We start from the raw sequence: 8,095 nt of genomic DNA, 5'->3' as shown, positions 1-8,095 counted from the left end.
GCCCCGGAGGGTCGCGCAGCACCTTCAGCGCCACCGTCCGCCGCGACGACTCCTGCCGGGCGCGGAGCACGTCGGCCGACGAGCCGCGCCCCGCCGCGCCCTCGACGACGAAACCGGGGACCTCGACGGTGCGGGCGCCTTCGCTCAAGAGGCCTCGATCACGTCGGCGACGACCACCGTCAGATTCTCGGCCAGCCGGGGCCGCGCCGTCTCGATCAGCGCGTGGACGGCCGGTTCGGTGGTGCCGCCCGGAATCGGCAGCGACGAGGTGTTCGCGGCGAGCGCGCTGTGGATGTCGTCGGCCGTCACCTCGGCGAGGCCGCGCGTGCCGAACAGCAGCCTGTCACCGGGGTGCACCTCCAGCGGCAGCGGCGCGACGACCACGTCGGGCGAGCCGTCCAGCAGCGCCGACGACTCCACCGAGCAGCCGCCCGCCCAGGTCTCGGGGATCCGCGCGGCGGTGCGGGCGGCGGCCAGGGTCACCAGATGGAGATCGCCCTCACGGAACAGGTAGAGCCGCGAATCGCCGACGCTCAGCCACACCAGGTGCTCGGCGCCCAGGAAGGCGGCCAGCAGCGTGGTACCCATGCCGAGCAGCGGCGGGGCCTGCGCGCCGCGCAGCCGCAGCTCCTCGTTGGCGGCCAGCGCGGCCGACGCGAGGGTTCCCGGTTCGCTTTCGAGGCGGCGCACGTGATCGACGGCCAGGGCGCTGGCGACGTCACCGAAGGGCGCGTCGTCCACGCCATCGGCGACCGCGAGCACACGCGGGCCGACATGGAAGGAGTCACAGTTGCGTTCGCGGCGCGGACCGGTATCCGTATAGGCGACCGAGCGGAGTGCTAGGGACACGGCCCCAGCGTGCCACGAGCGGCGCGCTTACGCGATCCTGGCCGGTCCGGCCGGGGCGGGCCCAGCCCGAGAATCAGCCGGAGAAGACGAGGCCCAGGGTGAAACCGAGGACGGCCACCAGCACCAGCGCGTAGATCATCCGGCTGCGGTAGCGGGGCACCTTCTTCGGCTTGGGCGGCGGCGGCTTCAGCTCGTCCCGCAGGAACCTGGCGAGTTCGGCGGCCGACGGCCGTGCGGCGGGCTCCTTGGCGAGGCAGCGGGCCACCATGCCGCGCAGGGAGCCTTCCAGATCGCCCAGATCGGGCTCCCGGTCGGTGATCCGGCGCATGACCGCGGCGGCGGGCCCACGGCCGAACGGGGGCCGTCCGGTGGCGGCGTAGACCATGGTCGCGCCCCACGCGAAGACGTCGACGGCGGGGCCGATCGGGTCGTCCTCGATCTGCTCGGGCGACATATAGGCAGGGGTGCCGACCGGATGGGTGGTCAGCGGGGTCTCGGCGTCGAAGGAGCGCGCGATCCCGAAGTCGATGACCTTCGCGCCCTTGGGTCCGAGCACCACGTTGGCGGGTTTGAAGTCGCGGTGCACGACCCCGGCCCGGTGGATCGCGGCCAGCGCGGCGGCCGTCCGCAGGCCCACCCGCAGCAGCCGGTCGCCCGAGAGCGCCCCTTCGCGGGCGACGACGTCCTGGAGGGTGGGGCCCTCGATGTACTCGCTGACGATGTACGGGCGTTCGCCGGTCAGCTGGGCGTCGAGGATCCGGGCGGTCTGCGGTGCGGCGACCTTCCGGGCGGCGTCGGCCTCCTTGACGAACCGGGCCCTGGCCCGTGCCGTCGCCCCCGAGCCGCCGCGCAGCAGCTTCACCGTGACGAGCTCGCCCTCGCCGGCGCGGCCCAGGTAGACGACGCCCTGCCCGCCCTCGCCCAGCCGGCCGAGGAGCCAGTAGCGGCCCACCCGGCGCGGATCGTCGGGACGGAGCGGGGCCTCCGCCTTGATCTGCTTGATCTGCACAATGGGCAGATATATCAGGATTCCGGTTGGACTTTCAGGGCGTTCAGCGCGTAAGCCACCATCACATAGTGGCCAATCAGCATGATCACCTCGATCAGCCCTTTTTCGTCATAAACCGCAGCGAGCCGCGCCCAGGTGGCGTCGGAGACGGTCGAGCCGGCGTGCAGCTCGTCGACGGCCGCCAGCACCGGACGCTCCCCCGGGTCCCAGTCGTGCTCGTCGAGGGGCTCGCGGAGCGCGGCCAGCTCGTGCTCCACCACACCCGAGCCGAGCGCGATCGGCTCGTGCTGGATCCGCTCGTAGTCGCAGCCCGTGACGTGCGCGACCCGCAGGATGATCAGCTCGCGGATCCGCGGGCACAGGGTCTTGGACGCCAGCAGATAGCCGCCCAGGCGGATCCAGGAGTCGAACAGCTCCGGATGCCGGCCCAGGGTGGTGAAGATGTTCAGCGGGCCGATGGCGGAGACGACCCCGGCGGGGCCGGGGGCCAGCTCCTCCGGAGTCGCAGGAGCAATGCGCGGCTTGTCAGACATGACGCTCATTAGTGCCATATCACCGTGAATCTTGGTGCCCGGTGGCCACATCGCGCCACCGGGCCCGCGGCCCTACCAGTGCGGCGGAACGTCCTCACGGAGCCTGTCGTCGTTGCTGTCGTCGGCACGCCAGTCGCCCCAGCCGCGATCCAGATCGTCCGACGTCTGGTCGGGCAGGATCGCGGGCTCGTCGTCGAGCTCCACCGGCCGCTCGTCGTCGGGATTGCGGGGAACGGGGTTCATGGGATCCATCATCGCAGCCGTCCCGCCAGCTCGGCGGCGGCCCGTCCCGGGTCGGCCGCCTCGGTGATCGCGCGGACGACCACGACCCGCGACGCCCCGAGCGCCAGCACCTCCGCCAGGTTGCCCGCGTCGATCCCGCCGATCGCGAACCAGGGCCGCTGCGACCCGGCCGCCGACCGGACGGGCTCGAACCCGGCAGCGGGCCGTCCCGGCTTGGTGGCCGTCGGCCAGACCGGGCCGACCGCGAAGTAGTCCACTCCCGGTTCCCCGTCCGCGGCGGCGGCCTGCTCGACCGAGTGGGTCGAACGGCCGATGATCACGTCTTCGCCGATGATCCGGCGGGCGTCCTCCACCGGAAGATCGTCCTGGCCGAGGTGGAGCACGTCGGCGTGGGCGGCGAACGCGACGTCCGCGCGGTCGTTGACGGCCAGCAGCGCCCCGTGCCGGTCGCACGCCTCCCGGAACACCTCCAGGTACGCCAGCTCCTGCCGGGCCTCCAGGCCCTTCTGGCGGAGCTGGACGATGTCGACCCCGCCCGCGAGCACGGAGTCCAGGAACCCGGGCAGATCACCCTGGGCGGCCCTGGCGTCGGTGCACAGGTAGAGCCTGGAGTCGGCCAGCCGCGACCTCAGCCGGACCGCGCGGTCCGACAGCAGGCCCGTCATCAGAAGGCCAGCGCCTGGGCGCGGCGGCGGATCTCGGTGCCGCGGTTCTCGCGCAGCGCCTGGACGGGGCTGCCGGGCAGGGTCTCGTCGTCGGTGAACAGCCAGCGCAGGGTCTCGGCCTGGTCGAAACCGGCGTCGGCGAGCAGGGTCAGGGTGCCCGACAGGCCCTTGACGGTCTCGCCGTCCAGGATGAAGGCGGCCGGAACCTGCGGCCCGCCGCCCCCCTGGCGGTAGGCCGCGAAGAGCTTGCCCTCCTTCACCCACTGCTTGACCCGGCTGGTCGAGACGCCGAGCGCCTCACCCGCGGCGGGCAGCGTGAACCAGTCGCCCACCAGGGCGTCGAGCTGTTCGTCGATGTCAACGTGCGTGGAAGTCACGCCTTCGAGTCTGCCACCTAGGGGACGGCGGTGCGCACGGCGACGTCCGGATCGGCCAGCTTCGCCTGATCCACCGGGGTTCCCGCGGCGATGATCCGCCGGGCCTGGACGAGATCGCGGGGCCGGTCGACGGTCAGGATCGCGTCCAGCCGGTCGCCGGTGAGCCAGCAGACGGCCCATTTCGCGTCGTCGGGCGAGCCCCGGAAGATCATCGTCTCGGCTCCGGCGTGATATCCGGCGTACTGGACCATTCGCCCGAACTGCTCCGACCAGAAATAGGGGACGTCGTCGTAGACGGCCTCCTCGCCGAGCAGGGTCGCGGCGGCCGTGTCGGGGGCGTTGAGCGCGACGTCCCAGTGCTCGGCCCGGAGCCTGCGCCCGTACCGGGGCGACCAGCGGGCGGCGCAGTCGCCGACCGCGACGATCTCCGGCCGGGAGGTGCGCAGCGCGGCGTCCACCTCGATCCCGTCGGAGACGGCGAGCCCGGACACCCAGCCCAGCGACGGCCGGACCCCGATCCCGGTCACCACCTCGTCGGCCTCGAGCCACTCCCCGCCGACCAGGGCCACTCCCCCGTCCTCAAGGGAGGCGACCTTGACCCCGCAGCGCAGCTCCACACCCGCGGCCGCGTACCAGGGGACGGTCAGCGCGCCGAGCGCGGAGCCGAGCGCGGCCGACAGGGGCGCGTCGGCGGCCTCCAGCACGGTCACCTCGCAGCCGAGCTTGGCGGCGCTGGTGGCGACCTCCGCGCCGATCCAGCCCGCGCCCACCACGACGATCTTCTTGCCCGGCAGCAGCCCCGCGCGCAGGGCGTGGGCGTCGTCGACGGTCCTGATCACATGCTGGCGGCCGGGGCCCGGCAGCCGGATCGGCTCGGCTCCGGTCGCGATGACCAGGCCGTCATAGGGCAGGTCGCCCGCGGTGGTCTCCAGGATCCGCTCGTCGGCGCGGAGCCCGGTGGCGGTGACGCCGAGATCCAGCGCGACGTCGAGGGAGGCCCAGTCGGCATCGACGGTCGTGTCGGCCGTCTCGCCGGTCAGCACCTGCTTGGACAGCGGCGGACGGTCATAGGGCCGGTGCTTCTCGGCCCCGACCAGACGCAGCCCGCCGGTGTAGCCGCGCGACCGCAGCGCCTCGACCGACCGGACCCCGGCGAGCCCGCCGCCCACCACGATGACACGTTCCATAGCCGCACCCTAGCCACCGGACCGCCAGACATTCCGGACGGGTGTCCAGACGAGTGAACAGCCCTGGTCAAGGCATACCCTGAACCGAGCAAGGCGCGGGAGCCCTGATCGCGGGGGCTGAGAGTGCGGCACGCGGCCGCTGACCGCCACCACCTGATCCGGATCATGCCGGCGAAGGGAGCGGACGGATGAACGTGATCATCGGTGCCGGGGTCATCGGCCTGGGCATCGCCTGGCGGGCGGCCCAGCGCGGCCTGCCCGTCACCCTGATCGACCCCGACCCGGGCGGCGGCGCGAGCCATGTCGCGGCCGGGATGCTGACGCCCGTCGGCGAACTCCAGTACGGCGAGGAGAACCATCTCGCGCTGGGCGTCGACTCCCGCGACCGCTACCCGGCGTTCGCGGCCGAACTCCGCGACCTGACCGGGATCGACATCGGCCACCAGCAGGAAGGGGTGCTGTCGGTCGCCTACGACGGCGACGATCTCGCCTACCTGCGCGACCAGCACGCCTTCCAGGAGGGTCTGGGGGTCGGCACCGAACTGCTGACCGGCCGGGAGTGCCGCAGGCTCGAACCGATGCTCGCGCCGGAAGTCCGCGGCGGGATCCTCGCGCCCGCCGACGGCTCCGCCGATCCACGGAAACTGGTCGAAGCCCTGCTCGCGGCGGTCGCCGACGTGCCGATCATCCGCAGGAAGGCCGTCGAGATCGTGGTCTCCGCCGGGCGGGCGCGCGGAGTGCGGCTGGACGACGGCACGGTCGTCGCGGCCGAGCAGATCGTCCTGGCGGGCGGCAGCTGGTCGGGCGAGCTGGCCGACGTGCCGATCCGGCCCGTCAAAGGCGAGATCCTGCGGCTGCACTGCCCGGTGCCGTTCCTGACCCGCGCCACCCGCGCCCTGGTCCGCGGGTTCGCCCTGTACGCGGTGCCCCGCCCCGACGGCGAGCTGGTGATCGGCGCGACCCAGCTCGAGCTGGGGTTCGACGCCAGAGTCACCGCGGGCGGCCTGTGGGAGCTGCTCCGCGACGCCCGCACCGTGCTGCCCGGCGTCACCGAACTGGAGTTCCGCGAGGTCAACGCCTCGTTCCGGCCCGGCTCCCCCGACAACGCCCCGATCCTCGGCCCGACCGGCACCGACGGCCTGCACGTCGCCACCGGCCACTTCCGGAACGGGATCCTGCTCACGCCCGTCACCGCCGACGCCCTGGCGGAAGTCCTGGCGGGCGGGGAACTGCCGGAGATCGCCCGGCCCTTCACGATGGAACGCTTCACTGGAGTGCACGCATGAACGTGATCGTCAACGGGACCCCGACCGAGGTCCCCGACGGCACCCGCCTCGACGCCGTGGTCGCCGCGGTCAGCGCGGCCGGCCGCGGGGTCGCGGTCGCCGTCAACGACGAGGTCGTCCCCCGGACGGCCTGGTCGGACACCCCGGCCAGGGACGGCGACCGGGTCGAAATCCTCACCGCCGTCCAGGGAGGCTGACATGTCCGGAAAGCTGACCATCGCCGGGGAGACCTTCGGCTCCCGGCTGATCATGGGCACCGGCGGCGCGCCGTCGCTGCACGCGCTGGAGCAGAGCCTGCTGGCCAGCGGCACCGAGATGACGACCGTGGCGATGCGCCGCGTCGACCCCGCCGCCAAGGGCTCGGTGCTCGACCTGCTCGACCGCAACGGGATCAAGGTGCTGCCGAACACGGCGGGCTGCTTCACCTCGGGCGAAGCCGTCCTGACCGCGCGGCTGGCCCGCGAGGCGCTCGGGACGAACTGGGTGAAACTCGAAGTGATCGCCGACGAGCACACCCTGCTGCCCGACCCGATCGAACTCCTCGACGCCGCCGAACGCCTCGTCGACGACGGCTTCGTCGTGCTGCCCTACACCAACGACGACCCGGTGCTCGCCCGCCGCCTCGAACAGGCGGGCTGCGCGGCCGTCATGCCGCTCGGCGCGCCCATCGGCTCAGGACTCGGCATCCGCAACCCGCACAACATCGCGCTGATCGTGGAGCGGGCGGGGGTGCCGGTGATCCTCGACGCGGGCATCGGCACCGCCAGCGACGCGACCCTGGCGATGGAGCTGGGCTGCGACGCCGTCCTGCTCGCCACGGCCGTCACCCGGGCGCAGGACCCGGCGCTGATGGCCACCGCGATGAAGTACGGGGTCGAGGCGGGCCGCGCCGCCCGGCTCGCCGGACGGATCCCCCGCCGGCACCTCGCCCAGGCGTCGTCGTCCTTCGACGGCCTCGCCGGGACGGAAAGCTAGATCGGGACGGCCGGTCGTGGTCAGCCGTCCACTGATCACGGTTCAGGTACGACCCGGAGGTAGTCCTCGGGGTCGATGAGTTCGTTACCGATCGCCCGTAGAATCCCTCGAATGGACGCGACGCAAGTGGACCCCCTCGTCGGGCAGGTGCTCGACGGGCGCTACCGCGTGGAATCGCGGATCGCCCGAGGCGGGATGGCCACCGTCTACGTGGGCCGCGACCTCAAGCTCGACCGGATCATCGCGCTGAAGGTCATGCACCCGCACCTCGCGCAGGACGAGGAGTTCGTCCGCCGGTTCATCGGCGAGGCCAAGGCCGCCGCCGCGCTGTCCCACCCGAACGTCGTCGCCGTCTACGACCAGCGCACCGACGGCGAACACGTGTTCCTGTCGATGGAGTACCTGCCGGGCCGCACCCTGCGCGCGCTGCTCGACGAGCGCGGCCGGCTACCCGTGGACGTCGCGCTCAGCATCATGCTGCCGGTGCTGGCCGCGCTCGGCGCCGCCCACCGGGCCGGGCTCGTGCACCGCGACGTCAAGCCAGAGAACGTCCTGCTGACCACCGACGGCCAGGTCAAGGTGGCCGACTTCGGGCTGGCCAGGGCCGAGACCGACAGCAAGCAGACCAAGACCGGCGTGATCATCGGCACGGTCGCCTACATGGCGCCCGAACAGGTCATCGCGGGCACCTCCGACGTGCGGTCCGACGTGTACGCGGCGGGCGTCGTGCTGTTCGAGCTGCTGACGGGCCGTCAGCCCCATGAGGGCGACTCGCCGCTGACCGTCGCCTACAAGCACGTCAACGACCGGATCCAGCTTCCGTCCGCGCTGGTGCCGGGGATCCCGCCGCGGCTCGACGCGATCGTCGCGGCCGCCACCGACCGCGATCCGGCGCGCCGCCCCATGGACGCCGACCACCTGTACGCGCTGCTCACCGACGAGTCCCTGCCGGTGCCCGCGCCCTCCGCCGC

Annotated in this window: 11 protein-coding genes; 4 read left to right on the top strand and 7 right to left on the bottom strand. The window is 72.7% G+C overall.

Going from position 1 to position 8,095, the window contains the following annotated elements:
* Positions 1 to 144 precede the first annotated feature (144 nt).
* The 7 genes from ACYVE7_RS24620 to ACYVE7_RS24590 form a co-directional block, all read right to left on the bottom strand.
* Positions 145 to 849: a PP2C family protein-serine/threonine phosphatase gene (locus ACYVE7_RS24620; RefSeq protein WP_460367624.1), complete on the bottom strand. Its 705-nt coding sequence runs from the start codon at positions 847 to 849 to the stop codon at positions 145 to 147.
* A gap of 73 nt (positions 850 to 922) precedes the next feature.
* Entirely contained in the window at positions 923 to 1,858 is a 936-nt protein-coding gene (locus tag ACYVE7_RS24615; protein WP_460367623.1) for a serine/threonine-protein kinase, read from the bottom strand.
* A 14-nt stretch (positions 1,859 to 1,872) separates the two neighbouring features.
* Positions 1,873 to 2,391: a carboxymuconolactone decarboxylase family protein gene (locus tag ACYVE7_RS24610; protein ID WP_460367621.1), complete on the bottom strand. Its 519-nt coding sequence runs from the start codon at positions 2,389 to 2,391 to the stop codon at positions 1,873 to 1,875.
* Positions 2,392 to 2,463: 72 nt separating this feature from the next.
* Positions 2,464 to 2,634, bottom strand: coding sequence for a hypothetical protein (locus tag ACYVE7_RS24605; protein ID WP_460367620.1), 171 nt, complete (start codon positions 2,632 to 2,634; stop codon positions 2,464 to 2,466).
* 8 nt (positions 2,635 to 2,642) lie between these two features.
* A complete protein-coding gene (thiE, locus tag ACYVE7_RS24600) occupies positions 2,643 to 3,299 on the bottom strand; it encodes a thiamine phosphate synthase (RefSeq protein ID WP_460367618.1) in 657 nt (218 codons plus the stop codon).
* Complete coding sequence (locus ACYVE7_RS24595) at positions 3,299 to 3,676, bottom strand: Rv2175c family DNA-binding protein (protein ID WP_460367617.1); 378 nt, start codon at positions 3,674 to 3,676, stop codon at positions 3,299 to 3,301. Before ACYVE7_RS24595 ends, thiE begins: the two co-directional genes overlap by 1 nt.
* Before the next feature lie 17 nt (positions 3,677 to 3,693).
* Complete coding sequence (locus ACYVE7_RS24590) at positions 3,694 to 4,863, bottom strand: NAD(P)/FAD-dependent oxidoreductase (protein WP_460367615.1); 1,170 nt, start codon at positions 4,861 to 4,863, stop codon at positions 3,694 to 3,696.
* A gap of 188 nt (positions 4,864 to 5,051) precedes the next feature.
* Here ACYVE7_RS24590 and thiO point away from each other — a divergent pair, with 188 nt between their 5' ends.
* The 4 genes from thiO to ACYVE7_RS24570 form a co-directional block, all read left to right on the top strand.
* A complete protein-coding gene (gene thiO / locus ACYVE7_RS24585) occupies positions 5,052 to 6,149 on the top strand; it encodes a glycine oxidase ThiO (RefSeq protein WP_460367613.1) in 1,098 nt (365 codons plus the stop codon).
* On the top strand, positions 6,146 to 6,346 hold the full coding sequence (gene thiS / locus ACYVE7_RS24580; RefSeq protein WP_460367612.1) for a sulfur carrier protein ThiS: 201 nt from the start codon (positions 6,146 to 6,148) through the stop codon (positions 6,344 to 6,346). The genes thiO and thiS overlap by 4 nt, the downstream gene beginning before the upstream one ends.
* Position 6,347: 1 nt before the next feature.
* Positions 6,348 to 7,124 carry a thiazole synthase gene (locus tag ACYVE7_RS24575; protein WP_460367610.1) on the top strand — a complete coding sequence of 259 codons (777 nt, stop codon included), beginning with the start codon at positions 6,348 to 6,350 and terminating at the stop codon, positions 7,122 to 7,124.
* Between the two features lie 111 nt (positions 7,125 to 7,235).
* Positions 7,236 to 8,095 (top strand): protein kinase domain-containing protein (locus tag ACYVE7_RS24570; protein ID WP_460367608.1); only part of this gene is annotated, 860 nt, incomplete at its 3' end.

Source organism: Actinocorallia lasiicapitis, assembly GCF_054778695.1.
The sequence above is the reverse complement of the archived record's forward strand: the minus strand, read 5'-3'. Positions and strand labels throughout refer to the sequence as shown.